General features: G+C 41.3%; 17 protein-coding genes. 5 read left to right on the forward strand and 12 right to left on the reverse strand.

Features of this window, described 5'->3' with window-relative positions; all coding sequences use genetic code 11:
• Positions 1-24 precede the first annotated feature (24 nt).
• Complete coding sequence (locus tag N483_RS09500; protein WP_023401012.1) at positions 25-1,581, reverse strand: Zn-dependent hydrolase; 1,557 nt, start codon at positions 1,579-1,581, stop codon at positions 25-27.
• 199 nt (positions 1,582-1,780) lie between these two features.
• On the opposite strand from N483_RS09500, the gene N483_RS09505 reads away from it, so the two are divergent.
• Positions 1,781-3,880: a winged helix-turn-helix domain-containing protein gene (locus N483_RS09505; RefSeq protein ID WP_023401013.1), complete on the forward strand. Its 2,100-nt coding sequence runs from the start codon at positions 1,781-1,783 to the stop codon at positions 3,878-3,880.
• Between the two features lie 212 nt (positions 3,881-4,092).
• Here the strand turns inward: N483_RS09505 and N483_RS09510 are convergent, their stop codons facing one another.
• From N483_RS09510 to N483_RS09525, 4 genes are all read right to left on the reverse strand, one after another.
• On the reverse strand, positions 4,093-4,548 hold the full coding sequence (locus N483_RS09510) for an SRPBCC family protein (RefSeq protein ID WP_023401014.1): 456 nt from the start codon (positions 4,546-4,548) through the stop codon (positions 4,093-4,095).
• Positions 4,549-4,879: 331 nt separating this feature from the next.
• Entirely contained in the window at positions 4,880-5,203 is a 324-nt protein-coding gene (locus tag N483_RS09515; protein WP_023401015.1) for a hypothetical protein, read from the reverse strand.
• A gap of 276 nt (positions 5,204-5,479) precedes the next feature.
• A complete protein-coding gene (locus tag N483_RS09520; protein WP_023401016.1) occupies positions 5,480-5,929 on the reverse strand; it encodes a DUF6174 domain-containing protein in 450 nt (149 codons plus the stop codon).
• A gap of 245 nt (positions 5,930-6,174) precedes the next feature.
• Positions 6,175-8,073 (reverse strand): S9 family peptidase, encoded by a 1,899-nt coding sequence (locus tag N483_RS09525; protein ID WP_023401017.1) that lies wholly within the window; start codon positions 8,071-8,073, stop codon positions 6,175-6,177.
• Between the two features lie 467 nt (positions 8,074-8,540).
• On the opposite strand from N483_RS09525, the gene N483_RS26940 reads away from it, so the two are divergent.
• The gene (locus N483_RS26940; RefSeq protein WP_023401018.1) at positions 8,541-8,702 is read left to right on the forward strand and encodes a hypothetical protein; all 162 of its coding nucleotides are present in this window, start codon (positions 8,541-8,543) and stop codon (positions 8,700-8,702) included.
• A 130-nt stretch (positions 8,703-8,832) separates the two neighbouring features.
• On the opposite strand, the gene N483_RS09530 is transcribed toward N483_RS26940, so the two are convergent.
• The 4 genes from N483_RS09530 to N483_RS09545 all read right to left on the reverse strand — a co-directional run bounded on the left by N483_RS09530 (position 8,833) and on the right by N483_RS09545 (position 10,970).
• Complete coding sequence (locus N483_RS09530) at positions 8,833-9,027, reverse strand: hypothetical protein (RefSeq protein WP_023401019.1); 195 nt, start codon at positions 9,025-9,027, stop codon at positions 8,833-8,835.
• A 253-nt stretch (positions 9,028-9,280) separates the two neighbouring features.
• Positions 9,281-9,496: a hypothetical protein gene (locus N483_RS09535; protein WP_023401020.1), complete on the reverse strand. Its 216-nt coding sequence runs from the start codon at positions 9,494-9,496 to the stop codon at positions 9,281-9,283.
• A 75-nt stretch (positions 9,497-9,571) separates the two neighbouring features.
• Positions 9,572-9,979, reverse strand: a complete 408-nt coding sequence (locus N483_RS09540; protein ID WP_023401021.1) for a GFA family protein — start codon at positions 9,977-9,979, stop codon at positions 9,572-9,574.
• Positions 9,980-10,094: 115 nt separating this feature from the next.
• Positions 10,095-10,970 (reverse strand): alpha/beta fold hydrolase, encoded by an 876-nt coding sequence (locus tag N483_RS09545; RefSeq protein WP_023401022.1) that lies wholly within the window; start codon positions 10,968-10,970, stop codon positions 10,095-10,097.
• Between the two features lie 212 nt (positions 10,971-11,182).
• On the opposite strand from N483_RS09545, the gene N483_RS09550 reads away from it, so the two are divergent.
• Together N483_RS09550 and N483_RS09555 are read left to right on the forward strand one after the other, a co-directional pair.
• A complete protein-coding gene (locus N483_RS09550) occupies positions 11,183-11,653 on the forward strand; it encodes a hypothetical protein (protein WP_023401023.1) in 471 nt (156 codons plus the stop codon).
• Position 11,654: 1 nt separating this feature from the next.
• Complete coding sequence (locus N483_RS09555) at positions 11,655-11,939, forward strand: transcriptional regulator (RefSeq protein ID WP_023401024.1); 285 nt, start codon at positions 11,655-11,657, stop codon at positions 11,937-11,939.
• Between the two features lie 190 nt (positions 11,940-12,129).
• Here N483_RS09555 and N483_RS09560 read toward each other — a convergent pair whose 3' ends face one another.
• Positions 12,130-12,345, reverse strand: coding sequence for a hypothetical protein (locus tag N483_RS09560; RefSeq protein WP_036976979.1), 216 nt, complete (start codon positions 12,343-12,345; stop codon positions 12,130-12,132).
• A 181-nt stretch (positions 12,346-12,526) separates the two neighbouring features.
• A complete protein-coding gene (locus N483_RS09565; RefSeq protein ID WP_231105439.1) occupies positions 12,527-13,693 on the reverse strand; it encodes an alpha/beta hydrolase in 1,167 nt (388 codons plus the stop codon).
• A 317-nt stretch (positions 13,694-14,010) separates the two neighbouring features.
• Between N483_RS09565 and N483_RS09570 the strand changes: the two genes are divergently transcribed.
• Positions 14,011-15,723, forward strand: coding sequence for an SUMF1/EgtB/PvdO family nonheme iron enzyme (locus N483_RS09570; protein ID WP_023401027.1), 1,713 nt, complete (start codon positions 14,011-14,013; stop codon positions 15,721-15,723).
• A 138-nt stretch (positions 15,724-15,861) separates the two neighbouring features.
• Here N483_RS09570 and N483_RS09575 read toward each other — a convergent pair whose 3' ends face one another.
• Entirely contained in the window at positions 15,862-16,845 is a 984-nt protein-coding gene (locus N483_RS09575; protein ID WP_023401028.1) for a PD40 domain-containing protein, read from the reverse strand.
• Positions 16,846-17,029 lie beyond the last annotated feature (184 nt).

The raw sequence follows: 17,029 nt of genomic DNA on the forward strand, positions 1-17,029 counted from the left end.
TTAACAAAAATATCGAAGCGGCGCTTAACTACCGAATAGTCGTTGTTTTAAAACGTCATCGCTTGGGCAAGTTAACGTCAAAGCTTGTTTAAATTCACTTTTAGATAGCACCCGACCATGATGTGATGATACATATTGAGCCACATCTACCCTCACAGATTGAAGCTTTTTGTTTAGGGTCTCGGTGCGATAATATACATCGCGACTTGGCCAGCTATTGGGGGAGTGAAAACCCTTTGCCAAGCTGCTGCCAAACATATCTTCTGCAAAAAGAATCTCCTGCTCAGGCAGGTATACCACCAAATTGTGATCCGCATGGCTACTTGGCACATCAAACACCTGTATCTTGTCATTGGCAACCTTTAGTGCATCTCGCACTAAGGTCAACCTGCTAGAGTCAACTGGTATACTTAGGCTCGCCTTTACTGCATCGACATGCTGGGGGAGCATCAATAATTGAGCGCCATGCTCTACCACTTCTGAAAGCCCCATTAAGTGGTCGTCATGGTGGTGAGTGACAACAAAATGTGAAACCGGCTTTTGCTCTGCGGTAAATTGATGTAGTTTTTCTAAGCGTTTTCGCCACGTAAATTTATCTCCGGGCATTTGCCACGCCCCCATTGATACGTATGACTTGCCAATATCTACAAATAGCGTGAAGCTCCAGCCCTGTCCAACTAAAAAGACGTCGTCTGCAAGTTGATTAACACTGGGTTGCTCAAAATCTAAGAATGTCGCAGGCTGTCGGCGTTTGTAGTTGGCAGGTATTAATTCAGCTGAAAAAAGGGGCTGCTCCATTGTTAAGCTTCGCTCGGTGACATGCGCAATTGGATGCTGTTCACGACTCACCATAACCTCAGTCGCCCATGCAATACCAATTCGATTTTTTGTATGTGCTACAAAGTCATACCGTGTTGGCTGTTCACCTGTTTTACGGACCACTCTGGATACCAACCCCGAATCAGTATTGATGAACACAGTGTACAGTTCATTACCCTGTTGATACTTGAGAACATCATGGGCCTGACCATGTATATACGCCACCCCCTCGCTGCTGACATGTTTTTTAAGCATTGCAATCTGTTTGACAATCAGCGTATCGACACCTTGCTCCATGTCCAGTCCAACCGAATTCCAACGTATTCGTTCGCTCGGCTGAAAGGTTTGCAAACAGTGATCAATGTATGCGCCTTTACCTTCGATAAAACGCCTATCTAGGGTGATCAGAGTATGATAACCATAGTTACCAAGTAAGTTCTGATCGCTTCGCCTAAATACCTTGTTCTTTTTAACAAAGTCGATGTTTAGTTGCTGATTGTACTTATGCAGCGCAATGCCATGTGCGCCCTCCCCTGCGTGACCTGATTGACCCTTGGTATAGCGCAACTGCTGTTCTTTTATGTTTAACTGCGGCATTGTAATCAATGCCTCAGCGCCATATGCCGAAATAGCTTTCTCAATTGCCTTGCTGGCGATTTCATCAGCAATAGAATACTGACTATAAAAGGCCAATAAACCACTGGCAATATACTGAGAGACGGCTAATTTTTTGAGCGACTTATTCGAAGAAAGTAAACACATAGCATGACTCCTTAACTTGTGTAAAATCAGAGTCTCTACTGTGCGTTGGGCAGCAAAGAGTACAACAATGGCACGCTGATGAAATCATGATGAATAACTGATATCTATACTTTACAATAGGTTATAAAAAACACCGTGCTCGACAGCAACAAATTATATTCATATACTCGTGCATATTCAGAGCCGCAGTCTTAGATTTATGCCATCACCACAGCGTTTTTTTATTGAAGATCACCTCATTGATTTATCACGTTCAGAAATAATTAGTGCAGACCACAGCGTTAAAGTAGAACCGAAGGTTTTACAAGTGCTTCTCTTACTTGCACAAAACGCACAACAAGTGGTGAGCCATCAAGACATCATGGAGCAAGTTTGGCAAGGCACCGAGGTAGTCCCCAATGCGCTTCAGCGCTGTATCGCACGCCTACGTAAAGTACTTGGTGACGACGCCAAGTCACCAAGGATCATTGCGACACACCCCAAAATCGGTTACCGATTGATGACCGAAGTGCGCTGGGATATGGACACCCCTCCATTAGCCACACAGAGCAAACCGTTTTCAGTGTTACACAATAAACAGGTCACCTGGGGCATATTGGGCTGCATCATATTACTAACAGGGCTGTTTATCCTGACAAACTCTCCGCTGCAAGCGCTCAATATCAAAGCCTTAAAGCAATTAACCTTTACTGACGCGTTTGAAAGTGAAGCAACATACAGCCCGGATGGTCAATACATCGTGTTTAATCGCCATGTTCAATCCTGCCAAAGCCATATTTGGGCGAGAAATATTCAAACTGGTGTTGAAACACGTTTAAGCGCCGACACAGGGTTTTATCGCGACACACGATTTACCCCGGATGGCCGCAGTGTGATCTATACAAAACAGCGAGACTGCACGCAACAAGATACAAAGAGCCCAGAGCCTCACCAAGCCAATTGCTGGCAAATCAACATGTTAGATTTTGCTGAATCATTAGTAGCACCACAGGTCTCATCGGTACGCTATCAATGCCAAGAACGACCCATTGAACGGCCCATCGCATTGGCGAATCACAACTACACCTTTTTAAGTACAGTGCAAGACCGACCTGCCTTAGTTAACTACAATGCCATAGAGCAAAAAACCACGGCAGTCTTCACGTCATCAACGGACACAATTTACACCTATGATTACGCGCCACAGCGCAATCACTTTGCTGCACTCTACTATACTCAGCAAAGCGAACACGTTTTGGCCATTCTTGATTCAACAGGCAAAATTACACAGCAAAATCCAGTTGAATTAGATGGCACCGTCACTGGCGAAGATCCACTCTTTATACGATTCTCATCAACGGGAGAGTCGCTTCTGGCAATAAAACAAGGCAAACTCTATCGATTAGGCTTAGAGGGTAAGCTTACTCCATACAGCACCACAGTTCAGGGGGTTGTCAGTGCTCAACATCATCCTAAAAACAGCCATATTCTAACGATTGCAGGCAACAAGGATACTGATATTTCGCATATTCCTCTTCATGAGCAGCGCTCAGTTCCTGCACAGAGTGGAATAAACCAACATGTTCAACCTTACCCAAGCTTTGCGCGCTCTAAGAGTCGGGAGAAGCTTGCAAAGTATCAACCTCAGGGCGAACTTATCGCCTTTATTTCGGCACGCAGTGGCCGTGATCAGATCTGGTTATGGGATGGCAAGCTAGCGACGCAACTAAGCCGATTTACCGGTCATATTGATATTGAGCAATTAACCTGGTCCCCTAACGGAAAAAGAATCGCAGTGGTAAATGATGGAACACTTAGCATCATTGATTTAAAGGGCAAGGCCCTAGAAGTTGAGACAAAAATACCACTGACACAGGTACTGAGCTGGCATCATGTCTCGCGTCTTTTAGTGACGTCCGCACAACCATCGAGAGGCACAATGTGGGAACTCGATATTGACACCACTGATCTCACACAATACCCGATTTCAGACGTTAAAGCCGCTTGGGTCAATGAGCAAAACCTCTATATTAGTAACTTCGCAGGTCGTGTTGTAAAGCGCTCACTGAACTCAGATCCACAAAAGCCGACACCGATACCGACACTCAATGGCAACAGCTTAGTATTACACCAAGACCTATTTTATAGTTATGACAGCCGCTCTGAATACCTGTCTAGGTATGACTTAAACGGCGAGCTGCTCAATCGACTAAAACCGCTCAAGCCATTTGCTTGGAAAATATCGGATGTCAAAGGCCAGCAAGTACTACTTGAACAGTTGATTGAACTGAATCAGGATATTTATGAGCTTAGCCTGTAAATTGTGCCTTCACGGGCGCTGCTCTTTAACTCAGTTGCCAACAAGGCAAACTCTTCACTCTATTGGTATATTCATTGATATAAAACCCCTGCCAAGGGTATTCAACAGTGCTGACAGTAGGCTGAGCTTGTGCAGCCTTTTTAGTGCTCAACAGTGCAGCGCATAGTGCTTTCTTTTTGCCAAAGCGCTAGATATTACATCACCACTTTCCTTTAACCACTTGCGCTTTCAACATACTCTTTTATATCTGTGAGGTCTTTTTGAATTTCTTTTATCATTGAGTTTAGAACGAAGCGGGTCATAATTTTGGAAAGTAATTTTGCAAGAAATGTTTGTGGCTCAGCTCTAAATGACATAGTTAGTGTTGTTGTCCCGTCTGATTCTGCAAGGCTTAATTGAGATAAATACACTGCCCCGTGGCTTTCGGCCCTTACGCGATAATGTTCATTTTCGATGGAATCTGTTATCCACATAACCTCGGACGCTTCTTTACCACAAAAATTGCGGACTTCTTTCCATTTCAACCCATTGATCCCATTATCAGGACTATCAATAATTTCTATGCTTATTATATTTGATAGCCAGGTCGACGCATTTTCTATATCTGTGATCACCGACCAAACTCTCATTTTAGAACTCTTGATGTCTATACTTTCAGATATTTGCATTGCTCATCAGCCTCTGCTGTCGTTCCACCATTAAATACTTTTAGGTATTTACATGTGTCGTTTGCACACACCACTTTATTTAGTATATGAACAAAATGCGATGACACAATTTTGAGTAGAAGTTTAGTCATGTAAACTTACGACATTAAATCCTTCTGGCGATTATCGTCCTGTACGGTAGTCAACATGAGTTGCATTTGGGAAAGGCTTTAAGTTTATTTACCCACTCAAATTGCAATAACTTAATTGAATGATTCAAAAAAGTTGCAATTTGAGCGTAAGATCGTTCAACCCCGCAAATAATTAAATGCGCTTGGGGTGAACTATGTAACTATTTAAGGAGCTCTGGTTGACTAACAATTTGGATAAAAATGGCCTGAGGTTTTTCATCAAAAGCCAAAGTAACAGCTTCAGCAGCGGCCAGCTCCAAGTCTTCCACAGTTGTCTGACGTACTTCATTTGAAAACACCACTAAAGTGACTTGTTGAAGCTCCCCATTGACAATGCTATAGCCAAAGTTAGACTCCCAGCCATATTTTGATTTTATATGTTGCTCTGCCAATTTCTGCTTTTCCAACATACCAGATATCCCCTCACCTATATCGCACCCTGGCAATAAAATAAGCATAAAAAAGATAGCAATGACACTGCGCATAATTGGTTCCTTTAAGTTTTTAGTAAGTATTTTTCTGTCCAGCAACACACCCAATCTACCGTATTATGTTTGGCAATGTCGCTATCTATTTGTATGTTCTCTTTTTGCAATTGTACCTCATTTAAGTCAACACAATGTTACCCTAATGAGATCACAGGCCTTTTTTCGTAGTTTAGAAATTCGCTGTGACTATATCCAATTGCCAATATATCGCATAAACCACTTACGGTATAACAACAGCAGATTTAAATTTACTCACAAAAATTACGCTAACTACTATTCAATAAGTTTAAAGTTTTCAATCTTGTAAAAGCACTCATCATCAATAACGTGCTTATTCCAATCCACTTCAATAAGCTCAGGGAAGCCATACTCAGAATGGTACTTTATTTCGATACTCGACGCCTCATAGAGCCCTTTCGATGCAGCTTTAAATAGCTTGTCTATCACCAGTCTATCCTCCTCTGGCGCGACATTTTCAAAAAAAGTGTTGCCATCAATCACTAGCACTTTGGAAATAATCGTGTACATACACCCTGCATAGGCTGTATAACTATAACTCACCGGCTGCTTGTGCAACCAAATGCTCTGTTGCTTTTTAACCCTGTCATGTGTTTTCCCTGATATCGCATGGTAGGCAATAACCCAAAAACTGAACACAATTGCAGTAACTGCACCGAGCACAATACAAATTAAATAAGGGTTTCGAGAAAGAGATAATTGCATAGTTCACCTCATTATTATCATTTTTCCTAGTGCCTTTAACCCCTGTTAAACTTCACTCAGTTTTCCCTACAGTCGAAATAGAAACAATTTCTATAAATCATACACTTGAATGGATAAAAACCAGCTTGGCGCACAACAAAGTTAACTATTAAGCTAATAATGCAGCGCTATATATAAAAAAACCTGAGTACAGTGAAGCACTCAGGTCTTTTTAGCATCTTTTTAAAATCACCTTAAACGAATGTTTATAGCGTATCTTCCAACCACTTAAAGAACTCACGCTGCCACACGATGCCGTTTTGTGGCGTCAGTACCCAATGGTTTTCTTCTGGGAAGTACAAGAAGCGGCTTTCTAGCCCTCGCAGTTTTGCTGCTTGGAACGCTTGGATGCCCTGGCCCAATGGTACTCGGTAATCTTTACCACCATGGATCACAAACATTGGGGCATCCCACTTGTCTACAAAGTTTATCGGGTTGAACTCATTGTAAGTTTGGCTAATCGATGCATTACTTTGCTCCCAATATGGGCCTCCAAACTCATGGTTTACAAAAAATAGCTCTTCAGTTGTGCCATACATGCTGCGAAGGTCAAAAATACCACAGTGTGAAATAAAGGTTTTAAAACGCCCATCATGGTTGCCCGCTAGGTAAAAGGCTGAATAACCACCAAAGCTTGCGCCAATTGCACCAATACGCTTTTTGTCTACATAGGGCGCTTTTGCAACATCATCAATGGCATCAAGGTAATCTTGCATTGCCTTACCGCCCCAATCTTGCGTGATGTCTTCATTCCACTTCACACCGTGACCCGGCATCCCGCGACGGTTTGGCGCAACAACAATGTAACCTTGTGATGCCATGACCTGGAAATTCCAGCGGAACGAATAAAACTGTGATAGTGCAGACTGAGGTCCACCTTGAAGGTAAAGAAGTGTTGGGTACTTTTTACTTTCATCAAAGTTTGGTGGATAGATCACCCAAGTTAACATTTCCTGACCATCTTTAGTGGTCACCATGTGTTTTTTCACTGTTGGCAGGTCGAGTTCAGCGTAAAACGCGTCGTTGACCTTTGTTAGTGGAGTCAGGTTTTTCTTACGCAAATCAAAACGGAAGATCTCTGACGCACGATTCATACTGCTGCGAGTCACTACTAACTGCTTGTCTAGTGCTGCCACAATACCATTTACATCATATTGGCCTTTAGTAAGCTGTTTGATCTTTGGTTTAGATTTGGCGCTTACTGATACTTGGAACAGCTGAATGGTGCCGTCTGTTGGGGCAACAAAGTAAATACGTTTGCCATCAGGGCTCCATTTAAAACTGTTTACAGTGCCATCCCAGTGTTCAGTCAAATTGATTTCTTTATTTTTGATGCGAACTATGATGTCGTTTTTATCAGCCTCATAGCCAGCCTTGTCCATTTGCAACCAAGCTAAATGACCTTTTGCAGAAAACGCAGGGCTTTTGTCGTAACCCAAATTGTTTTGTGTAAGGTTAGTGGTTTTTTTACTTGCTAGATTATAACGATAGATATCAGTATTGGTACTGGTAACGTATTCAGTGCCCTCTAGCTTTTTACTCACGTAGTAAATGTTTTCGCCTTTAGGACCCCAAATATAATCACTAGAGCCACCAAAAGGAGAAGTCGGGCTAGAGTATGGCTTGCCTTCCATGATATCGACTTTTTTCTCAGTCACTAGATCTTGGTAAAATACATGCTTGAAGCCGCCGTCATTCCATGTATCCCAATGGCGATAGTTTAAGTCGTCAAATACATAGGCGTTTGCTTGTGACAAGTCTTTGTGTCGATGAGTTGCTAAAACAGACTCCACATTAACTTTTTCATGAAATAACTTCTTACTGCCATCAGGTGAGATATTACTATCGACTAATAGGCCTTGATAGGCGTTTAGTAACTGAGATTTACCACCTTTCACAGGAACTTGGTACACTTTACTGGCAAAATCATTGTTAGCAACACTTGGTGTTGTGACGCTGTAGATGACGTGTGTTTTTTCTTTATTTAGTCCCAACGCTGTCACACGTTTTACTTGCCAAAGTTTTTCAGGGGTCATCACCTCTTGAGCTGACACACCTGTACTCACTGCAAGGCCTATGCTTGCAGATAAAAGAACTCGCAACATGGCGAAATGCCTCCAAAAATAAAAACGCGTCTAGACTACATAAATCAGCAGGCGCTTAAAAGAGATTAAGGTAATAAACTTGTCACATAAACCTGAGTTAACGCAAATATTAAAGATCATCGCTTTCAACTCGCCCAAAAACCAATTAAAACGCACGCAGCATATGACACAAACATAGCAGGCAAACAAATTACATACAGACATAAATTGATAATTCAGCTTTTACCGCGCTAAAAAGCATTTGAATACCGAAAAATATTCAAGTCCAAACGCTCACTGCGGGTAGATTTTTACTCAACCATTCCAAGAATTGCATTAAAAAAATACAGGCCGGAAAAATTCTTCTCAAATTTGTTAGACATATTAATATTCAAAATAAGCTGAAAATATATTCCATTTGAAACAAGGCCGAAGAATAGGTTACCTTTCAATACCGCTAACAACGAAAAAAGACAAAGGAAATAAAAATGAATTTAAAAAAGACTAATCTAAAAATACTCTCTACAACCAATCAATTAAACCCAACACAAACAAAAAAAATAAATGGCGCATGGGGTACGGTTGCGACAGTAAGAATTACGCTACCAACAACGCTTTGTGATCCGACAAAAACAGTTCATGAAGCATAATTATTGATGTGAATGTCAGGCGCTCAAAGCGCCTGTTTAAAGTTTTGTCATAGATATCACTGTTTTCTCGCTACTACACTTTAAGACACAATGCTCGAATACCTGAAGCAGCAGAAAACAGCCTAAAGACCTACAAAACACCCATAATTATTGCAACAAACCCAATAACAGCCATAATTGCCCCAACAATAAACGTGGGCTTTTCTAGACCGTAGCTCTGCTCTTGTTGCGTTAGTCCAGAGAATACTACCCCTTTACTAAACAAAACAATCATAACACCGCTTAACAATAGGATCAGACCATCTATTGCGCTTGTAAAATCCATATTCCATCTCCAAGAAATTTATTATTAACTCCACTAAACACTTTTTTTCAATGTGAACAATGTCTTTTTCATAATGGCTTGGTCAGCAGTTAGCACATTCTTCTATACCATAAAAGACAACGGCGAATATCCATCATACTTAAACTACAAGGCATATCAAAGTCTAATCAACACTAACTTTATAACACACTCCAAAGCTTAAAAATGAGCGGAATTTCATATAAAACCATACTATTAACCGCTTAGTGTCAGTTTATGAGTCAAGCTTTGAGCGGTAAATTGCAAGGCCTACAGCAACACCAATGGCGACTCCAGCGCCAGTAGCGACGCCCATGAATGGCAGCAAGTCGAAGGAGACCCCAACTAAAATACCCACAACACATCCAAAACCTGCGCCAATTGCAACCCCTAGCCCAATATACTTGCCCTGCAATTTTTTGTCTGATTCATTATCACTTTTTAGTTCCATCTATATATCCTTTTGTGACGAGTGTAGAAATGTGAGTACTGTCTACAAAACAAATTAAGCAACGTTAATACGCGATTACCCTTTTCGCCCTTCAGAAAATGCGGGTACTCCAGGCTGTAGCTCGCACCAATTAGCTTTATAATCTGTGTAAATTTGAGCGTCTACTGCGACTGGAATATCGACATCAAATGTTGATATTGCTAATTCAATGTTTTCAAGTACCGCACCATGGACTCTAAACCCCAGACTTGAACCACAGTTAGAACAGAATGTCCGTATAGTCCCATTAGGTGCTACAAACTCTTTAATTAGCGCGGTTCCAGATAGCCACTTTAAGCCTTGGACGCCTACCAAAGTGCCATATGCTGCGCCATGGAATTTACGACACATCGAACAATGACAGTTCGCTACTTGATCGCTAAAACCTGTAACAGAGTACCGTACACCACCACACAAACAAGAACCTAGATAACAGTCACTCATGCTCATCTATCTCCCATTCACTTTGCTTTGTACCAGCGATTGATGTCATTTATCAAGGCATATAAGCGCAATAAATAACCCGGTTACCTTCATCTCACTCTAACAATAACCAATATTATTTACTACCAGTGTGTTTATCTAACCACTGCAAAGGAATTTGCCACAACACACTGGACTTTCGACTAAAAAACTTCATGTGACCAATTTCTTTTAGCCCATATTCTATTGGGTCTAGTGTGAGAGTTTGGCTTTTAATATTTGGACTGACCGCCATCATGTCCTGGACATTTTTATCATTCGCAATGAAATCGTCCACTGCATTGACCCACATAGCAGGAAACGTAAGCTCGTCGAAATAGTGCTTTTCAACCGATTTTCCAAATGCCGTTTTTACATAACCACCGCCATTACACCACGACCGCCACTGCGCACCAACCGCCGATGGCAGCGGCTCTCCCATACCAAACCATTGAGATTTCGTATGACCAAATAAAAAGTTGGAAAAGGGAATGAACATGTTCATAAAAAAGTGAGATTTAAACTGATCCTTCAACTTCATATTGAGAAGTCGGCCAGAAGAACTTGCAAAGTTAAACATCGACGATAATTTTATTGCATTTGGGGCTAGGCCAATCAACTGACCTCCTGCACTATGACCTACAAGGTGGTAACTAGATTGAGGAAACGCGCTCGCTAGCGCTTCAATGGCGGCTGGTTGATCGAGCTGGCCCCAACACTGCAAGCTAGCGGTGTGCTTATCTATAGAGCCGTGCAACGATTGACCTATGCCACGATTATCGTAGCTCAAAACACCATAGCCATGTTCGGCTAAAAACTCGGCAAACGACGTATAAAATTGACGTTTTATTCCCGTCGCAGGTCCCAGTAAAACAGCACCTTTAGTGACATTTTTCGGTTTATACAAGGTTGCGGCCAAAGGGTAGCCATCTTCACAATTTATTGTTATTTCTTGACTCGAAAAGCTCTGCATAAGTGTATCTGAATTGAAGGCAAACTCACTTTAGCTTACAAGTGGTATTACCAGTTAACAAGATCACACAGGTAATTATCTGAGTTATTGCTCTATAAACGCTTATTACAAAGCTCACAGATAACTTTCCATCATGGAAAGTTTTAACTTGCCAAGGTGGAAAGTTATAATCTACACTAAGTTTCCATACTGGAAAGTTAAGGAATAAAACAATGAATGAAAATATGCCCTCGGGATCCGAAGCTAAAGATGCATTGGATGCCGTCCGTAATTCTCAGCAGAGTATACTCGTTGAATATGCGCCCCCCATTTGGTTACGGTTCATAATGAGCGTGAGCTACGCAGCTATTTTCTTTGGCTATGGTATGACTGAGCATGAAAACAATTGGGCGCTGGCAATTATTGTCGGCACCTTACTGTTTGCCCTTTCTTGCACATTGTATTTTTACCTGTATCGGCTTCAAGGCATTAAAATTCGACTTTTCCCACGTTCCAAAACCGCTGAAAAAATCAACCTTTATGCCACGTTTGGCTTTGCTGGCCTTGGGTTTTGTAGCCGCTTTTTACGTACCGAATTGGGTATTAACTGGGCCCCTTACTTTTGTGCGTTAGCAGCCTGCATTGCAATGTTTTGGTTGCTTGTGAAGCTGCCTACAGGAGAAGTGATGGTTGAGGGTAAATAGTATGTCACAATTAGACCCTGTTATTCATGCTCCCAATAGGTTGCGAATTTGTGCCATGCTGGTAACCAGTGCCGAGTTAGATTTTAAACTGATTAAATTACAGCTAGATGTGAGCGACTCTGTACTCTCAAAGCAACTGAAAGCCCTTGAAGAAGTTGGCTATATAGAGACCAAAAAACGCAATCAAAATGGGCGGCCTCGAACTTGGATTTCATTAACTGATAAGGGCCAATCAGCATTTGAAAGCCATGTTACAGCACTTCAAAACATCATTAATATCAGCTGAGTTTTACACCATTATCACCGAGCGCTGGATAGAAAATACTATTCGGCGCCAAGCTGATTTGCGTGCGCCAAGAAGTGTTCAACAACTCAAAACACCAAAGCTTTAGCATAGTGACACCTCAGCAGGATGAACCAACCCATTGTTTATATTGAATTTTAATGGTTTAGCTTTCTATCTAATAAAAGTGTCATTACTTAAACCATTTATCGTGGATTTTAACAATGAGGTATAAGCCGATAAAGACGAACATAATGGTTTTAAAAAGTAGCCCCTCTGTGCTGCCGCCAGATAACTCATTGAGCACCTCGGCACATTCACCAACACATGAATTTATCCGACCCCAAACTCTACTAGAACTGAAAATTAAAACAAAGAACACAACAATGGTAGACACAACAAAATTCATTTGTTACCCATATTCGTCACTCTCACTAAAACAGTCAGGTATTATAAACCAAGTACCCAATATAGTTAAACTCAGCTACTCTGATTGTTCCGCCGAGCATTTTTTATCGACGGTGGCTGCACCGTAGTGGGCTCACGTAATAGGAGTGTCCCATTTGCATGGCCAAATGGGACAGGTAGATTTAGTTCGCTTGATTGTCGCTTGATTTCAATGCGTCTTTTAGTTCGTTAGCTTTAATTAGATACTTCTCTGACTCACCATAACCTGTTTTCTGCGATAATTCATAAGCCTGCTTATAGACCTTCATTGCCGCCGCCAGTTCGTTATTTTTCTCTAGTGCTTCGGCTAACCAGACATAATTTTGCGGGTAGTTATTCATTTCATACGCTTGTGCATTACGCCTAAAAACAGTGACTGCCCCTTGGTAGTTTTTCTGTTTCATCAGTTCCATTGCAAGTGGCACATACACTTCTTGAGCTTGCCTTGCTAATTCTCCGTATTTTTCCATGATAGTAGTTTCATGGGCCAGAAATTTAGCGTCACTGTAATTGTCACGAATTGCTTGGGGTAGTTTCATATCAGAAAAAATAAACTTCAAAGCAAAGTAATTGGTTAAAAGAGGCCCCGACATATGGCCTTCATCATCAAACTCTTTATGCGCCAAGCGAAGCTTGTGTTGACTCGCCTTTGCTATCTCTTCTACAAAACGTTTTTGAGAATGTCTATTTCCATCTTCTTTACCGACACCAAAATATAATGTCTTTTCTAGCGTCGGGTTATCAGCTAAAAATGCTTTAACGTCGCGTGTGAGCTGTTCATTATTCCACCAAAACGCAGGGGCCATCACAATATATGCATCAAACAGCGTAGGTGACTGCATCCAAGCATAGGCAGTAAACAGACCCGCAACCGAATGCCCCGCTAAAACTCGAAATTTATTGGTTCGATATTTACTATCAATAAAAGGAACTAATTCATTTTCTAGAAAACTTAAAAACTGCTTTGCACCACCACTCTCTTCTATCTCAGCCACATGAGAAGGTGTGAAGTCTTTCATCCTGTTTTCACTTTTTATACCAACAATAATGCTTGGCGGCATGTTACCTACGCGGGTCAATACATCAACGCTACCAACCACATGCTTGAGGTTTTGCACCCCATCCAACAGGTAAATGACTGGATATCGAGCATCTGAAGACGCATAACCATCAGGAAGGGAAACGACAATTTTTCTATTTTCATTGAGTGTTTTTGATTTGAATTCGTAACTTTTGGCAATACTAAAGTCATCACCCGCTTGGACACTAGCGACTAATATGAGTGACAACCACAACACGACTTTAAACACTTTCAAATTATCTCCTTGATTTATTATTTTTATTTACGCTATTTAACACTCAATTATAGATTTTTAAATTATGATAAAGTTCATTTTACAACTGATATAGGTACAACTTTTTCTTGAGTAATAAACCTACTCATCAGCAAACAATACTTTAAAACGCTAAAAACGCGTTCGGTTCTCAGCTCACGATACCCTACAAGACATTGAATAAACTGGATATAAAATTAATAGATAAGAAAATAGAAATACAATAGTCGGTTTTGAGGACGCAACCAATTTCATTTTTTAACTTAGTCACGAATTAACTAAGAGGTAAAACAATGAAGATTCAACAAGCCCCCACTTTTCAAGTATTCACCTATTTACTTTTGAGTATTCCAAGCTCAGTTATGGCAACAGACTATATCGCGCCTCCCATGGCTAGCATCCCCGCCGGTGATTTCATAATGGGCAGTAATAGCGGTGACCCCGCTTTTAAACCCGCACACAAGGTGTCTATTAAAGCTTTTCAGATGGCGAAATATCCAGTCACAGTCGCTGAATTCAGAAAATTTGTTGAAGACTCTGGGTATACCCCAAAAGCCAATTGTAATGACTATATAGGTAAAAACTGGCTTTCTGGACCAGATAGTATTGGTACAGCACGGTGGGATAACCACAGATTTTATCAAAGCGAATATCAGCCTGTTTCATGTGTTACCTACCGCGACGCTGTCGCATACATAACATGGCTTAACCAAAAAACAGGCGGGACTTATCGACTACCTACCCTACAAGAATTCGAATATGCTGCAAAAGCTAATACCACAAGCCGTTTTTTTTGGGGTGATGATCTAAACATGACTCAAGCATGTTTGTACGGCAATTTTGCAGACGAATCAGGAGAATACATTGCATCTAAACAATACGGTGCCAGTTATGTTGGCTTTTTAGGTTACGCGAATTGTGATGACGGCGAAGCCTATATTGCAATCGCAGGTCTATATCGACCAAATCCATTTGGGCTTTATGACATGTCTGGCAATACATCAGAAATAACTGCGAGCTGCTTTAGCCACGGCTATCAAACTCGCAGCAAAGAAGATAACGACATCGAAAAATGTGAATATATCGCACACAAAGGTCCAAGTTGGCACTACCCGCCTCAATCGCATGCCTATGGGTGGCGTGTCGCTAAAAAAGATGACTCTCCTGGTGCCTCAATGAGCTTTCGCTTAGCTGCTGATGACAAGTTAGCCCACACAGACGGCTCGACAACACAGTTCGAAGCAGACATGGCTAAAGCCCAAAGTGCCCACTTAGCCAAACGCGACCGCCTACCTAAAAGACCCGTTGGTCTGCAACTTAGCCGTATGAACGCCGATACCTATGAGTTGAGCTGGCATTCAGCCATAGATCCTACTGTCACTGAGTATGATATATACCAGTCCAAAAGCCGCTATTCACATTTATTAGGAGGATTTTACCAAGATCACTACAATAAATTAAAAACAGTCGCGGCAACTAAAAACACCACTACCCTTGTGTTACCAAAAAGTGGGGCCAGCTTTCGGGTGGTCGCTAAATCCGCCAATTTAACCAGCCTGCCAAGCGTAGCTGCTGCCAATTATACGCCGAAGGTGGTAAATATACCGGGGCGGCTAAACATGCAAGAGGCCATAAAACTTGAAAACGCTTTGTTGGGACACAGGGCTGCAACGCCTGAAAAACCTGAGCTGTACTACTTATCTGCATTTAGTCATGGATTGGTGCAGCCAAAGGTGACAGCGACATTCGACGTCAAAATACAGAAAACGGGCTGGTACAGCGTAAATTACCGAGCTCAAGTACGACAAAAAGGAAAATTTATCAGGCTATGGCAAGGAAACAAGTTGGCTGGAGAAATCAGCTATGACCCAGAAATTGATGAAACCACAGCCAGCCACCAAAAAGTGTTTTTAGAGGCCGGCTATCACCATCTAGAAGTCAGTGTTAAACGTGAAGGCTTTGAGAGCTGGTATTTAGCTTGGATTGACTTTATTGAAATAAAATAAACACTGGCTCGATCCTACACAGTTTTTATCCCAACTGAGCGTAGATAAGCGACATTCATGTCTTTTATCTACGCTTGAGTAGCATTCTGGTTATTTAACGTTCAAAAAGAACGCTTATGGATGGCACTAACTTGGGACTTATTTATTGAAATAGTCTTTTTTTAGCTTGGCGATTACATCAGTACTTACCCAGTAAATATTCGATACGCTGTCTGGCTCATTATATCTTGCAAAGAATAAGTATTTTCCGTCTGGTGATACCCTTGCAACAGTCTCGGAGTAAGTCGTATTTATTGTGTCGCCTAAATTGATAGGATCTGACCACGAACCATCTTGCTCTTTAAAATAAACAAATAGGTCACTATCTCTTCTGTTTTTACCACTTCTTGTTCGAGAGTTTACCAACAAATAGTCCTCAGATGGCGAGATAAAACCATGAATACCAAAATCGATATCCATTGGTTTAGCCTCTAAATATTGGCCATTTTCGTTTTTTGCATAATACATTTGGCGTTCAGACATATTGGTAAAAACGAGATCTCCACTTTTACCTTGGTTTAGATCGGACAACTTGCCATTGTTTATCGGCGAATCAAACCTTCTAGCCTTTGTTAATTCTCCATTTTCTCGCGATACATACCAGATACCTGAGCCTTTTTCATGAGGCGAGCGAGCTGTAAAATATACTCGATCTTCATTTAGACTCGCGTAAGGTACTAACTCATAGCTCATTTTTCCGTTGGTAAAATTCACTGTTTTGGGCTCTGTCCATCGACCATCTTCAATTTTTGAGTATAAAATTTTTGGACGTGTATCTACCCCTTCAATTACATCCAGTGCTGTAAAATACATTTCATCCAGATTTGGTGAAAACGTTAAGCCAAATTCATATCGGCCATTCACTGAAACGGTATCTGGTGCAAAAAGTTCTGGAGTCAACCCTGGTGCTTGTTGCCCAAACCAATATCCCTTTAACACAGGAAAAGTTTCTGTAGCACTGGCACTGGCACTGGCACTGGCACTGGCACTGGCACTGGCACTGGCACTGGCACTGGCACTGGCACTGGCTGCCAGTGTAATGGCAACACATACAGCATTAACAAGTGACTTTATTTTTTTCATGATTTTGTCCTTTAATTCTCAATAAACTGGGTCTCAGCCCTAAATACTTAAAAAGTTATAATTATTATAATTCTCAATATAAAAGCATTTTTGGAAAGTAACACCTTTTGAATTTCATCATCAAACAGTTAATCACTTTCGTTGTTTGCTATTAATTTTCAATGCTTTTCATTGAGGCATTTAG

This window comes from Pseudoalteromonas luteoviolacea NCIMB 1944, from assembly GCF_001625565.1.
GTDB classification, from domain to species: Bacteria; Pseudomonadota; Gammaproteobacteria; order Enterobacterales; family Alteromonadaceae; genus Pseudoalteromonas; species Pseudoalteromonas luteoviolacea_F.

Excerpts from the sequence above, each read along its gene's own strand:
- N483_RS09500 (WP_023401012.1), bottom strand. The coding sequence starts at position 1,581 with ATGTGTTTACTTTCTTCGAATAAGTCGCTCAAAAAATTAGCCGTCTCT.
- N483_RS09505 (WP_023401013.1), top strand. The coding sequence starts at position 1,781 with ATGCCATCACCACAGCGTTTTTTTATTGAAGATCACCTCATTGATTTA.
- N483_RS09510 (WP_023401014.1), bottom strand. The coding sequence starts at position 4,548 with ATGCAAATATCTGAAAGTATAGACATCAAGAGTTCTAAAATGAGAGTT.
- N483_RS09515 (WP_023401015.1), bottom strand. The coding sequence starts at position 5,203 with ATGCGCAGTGTCATTGCTATCTTTTTTATGCTTATTTTATTGCCAGGG.
- N483_RS09520 (WP_023401016.1), bottom strand. The coding sequence starts at position 5,929 with ATGCAATTATCTCTTTCTCGAAACCCTTATTTAATTTGTATTGTGCTC.
- N483_RS09525 (WP_023401017.1), bottom strand. The coding sequence starts at position 8,073 with ATGTTGCGAGTTCTTTTATCTGCAAGCATAGGCCTTGCAGTGAGTACA.
- N483_RS26940 (WP_023401018.1), top strand. The coding sequence starts at position 8,541 with ATGAATTTAAAAAAGACTAATCTAAAAATACTCTCTACAACCAATCAA.
- N483_RS09530 (WP_023401019.1), bottom strand. The coding sequence starts at position 9,027 with ATGGATTTTACAAGCGCAATAGATGGTCTGATCCTATTGTTAAGCGGT.
- N483_RS09535 (WP_023401020.1), bottom strand. The coding sequence starts at position 9,496 with ATGGAACTAAAAAGTGATAATGAATCAGACAAAAAATTGCAGGGCAAG.
- N483_RS09540 (WP_023401021.1), bottom strand. The coding sequence starts at position 9,979 with ATGAGTGACTGTTATCTAGGTTCTTGTTTGTGTGGTGGTGTACGGTAC.
- N483_RS09545 (WP_023401022.1), bottom strand. The coding sequence starts at position 10,970 with ATGCAGAGCTTTTCGAGTCAAGAAATAACAATAAATTGTGAAGATGGC.
- N483_RS09550 (WP_023401023.1), top strand. The coding sequence starts at position 11,183 with ATGAATGAAAATATGCCCTCGGGATCCGAAGCTAAAGATGCATTGGAT.
- N483_RS09555 (WP_023401024.1), top strand. The coding sequence starts at position 11,655 with ATGTCACAATTAGACCCTGTTATTCATGCTCCCAATAGGTTGCGAATT.
- N483_RS09560 (WP_036976979.1), bottom strand. The coding sequence starts at position 12,345 with ATGAATTTTGTTGTGTCTACCATTGTTGTGTTCTTTGTTTTAATTTTC.
- N483_RS09570 (WP_023401027.1), top strand. The coding sequence starts at position 14,011 with ATGAAGATTCAACAAGCCCCCACTTTTCAAGTATTCACCTATTTACTT.
- N483_RS09575 (WP_023401028.1), bottom strand. The coding sequence starts at position 16,845 with ATGAAAAAAATAAAGTCACTTGTTAATGCTGTATGTGTTGCCATTACA.